Source organism: Achromobacter sp. 01N37 (assembly GCF_056399725.1).
Genome location: NZ_JBFTRX010000046.1, coordinates 1 through 1433, shown reverse-complemented (window position 1 = coordinate 1433; position 1433 = coordinate 1). Strand labels below are relative to the sequence as shown.

1 protein-coding gene is annotated in these 1433 nt (G+C 59.2%); it reads left to right on the top strand.

Going from position 1 to position 1433, the window contains the following annotated elements:
• Nucleotides 1-1433 (top strand): VCBS domain-containing protein (locus AC1DSJ_RS30150; RefSeq protein ID WP_476760474.1); only part of this gene is annotated, 1433 nt, incomplete at both ends.

Genomic DNA, 1433 nt, shown 5'->3' with positions numbered 1-1433 from the left:
GACACGCACACCTGGACAGTCAACAATGATGGCAAGGGTACGTATGGTTCGTTCTCCGTCGATGGCTCCGGCAACTGGACGTACAACCTCGACAACGCCAACAAGACCGTTCAAGGCCTGAAGTCCGGCGAATCGATCACCGAAACCTTTACTGTGACGGTGAACGACGGCAACGGCGGAATCGTCGACAAGCAAGTCACGGTCACCATCAACGGCACCGATGACGGCGCCATTATCAACCCGGCTCAACCCGGCGATGACAAGGGTTCGGTTACCGAAGACGGGACGCTTACGACCGGCGGCAAGCTGGAAGTGACCGATCTGGATGCAGGTCAAGCGGTCTTCCAAACGCAGACCAACGCAGCCGGTCAGCACGGCACGTTCTCCATCGACGCCGATGGCAAGTGGAACTACACCCTGACCAAYAACGACCCGGCYGTTCAAGGCCTGGGCGCTGGCAAGACCCTGACGGAGACGTTCACCGTTACGACGGCGGATGGCACGACAGGTCAAGTGGTCGTCACGATCGTTGGCACCAACGACACTCCGGTGTTGACCGGTAAGGCTGACGGCGCGGTTACGGAAGACGGCACGCTGGTTGCTACCGGCAAGATTGATGTTGCTGATGTTGATACCACCGATACCCATACCTGGACCGTCAACAATGACGGCAAGGGTACGTATGGCTCGTTCTCGGTCGATGGGTCGGGCAACTGGACSTACAACCTCGACAACGCCAACAAGGCTGTTCAGGGCCTGAAGTCCGGCGAGACCTTTACCGAAACGTTTACCGTGACCGTCAACGATGGCAACGGCGGAATCGTCGACAAACAAGTCACGGTCACCATCAATGGCACCGATGACGGCGCCATCATCAACCCGGCTCAACCCGGCGATGACAAGGGTTCGGTCACCGAAGACGGGACGCTCACGACCGGCGGCAAGCTCGAAGTCTCCGATCCCGACGCTGGTCAAGCGGTCTTCCAAACGCAAACGAATGCAGCCGGTCAGCACGGCACGTTCTCCATCGACGCCGATGGCAAGTGGAACTACACCCTGACCAACAACGACCCGGCCGTTCAAGGCCTGGGCGCTGGCAAGACCCTGACGGAGACGTTCACCGTTACGACGGCGGATGGCACGACAGGTCAAGTGGTCGTCACGATCGTCGGCACCAACGACATCCCCGTTCTGACCGGTAAGGCCGATGGCGCTGTCACGGAAGACGGCACCTTGGTTGCTACCGGCAAAATCGACGTCGCTGACGTCGACACGACCGATACCCATACCTGGACCGTCAACAACGACGGCAAGGGTACGTATGGTTCGTTCTCCGTCGACGGCTCCGGCAACTGGACGTACAACCTCGACAACGCCAACAAGACCGTTCAAGGCCTGAAGTCCGGCGAATCGATCACCGAAACGTTCACCGT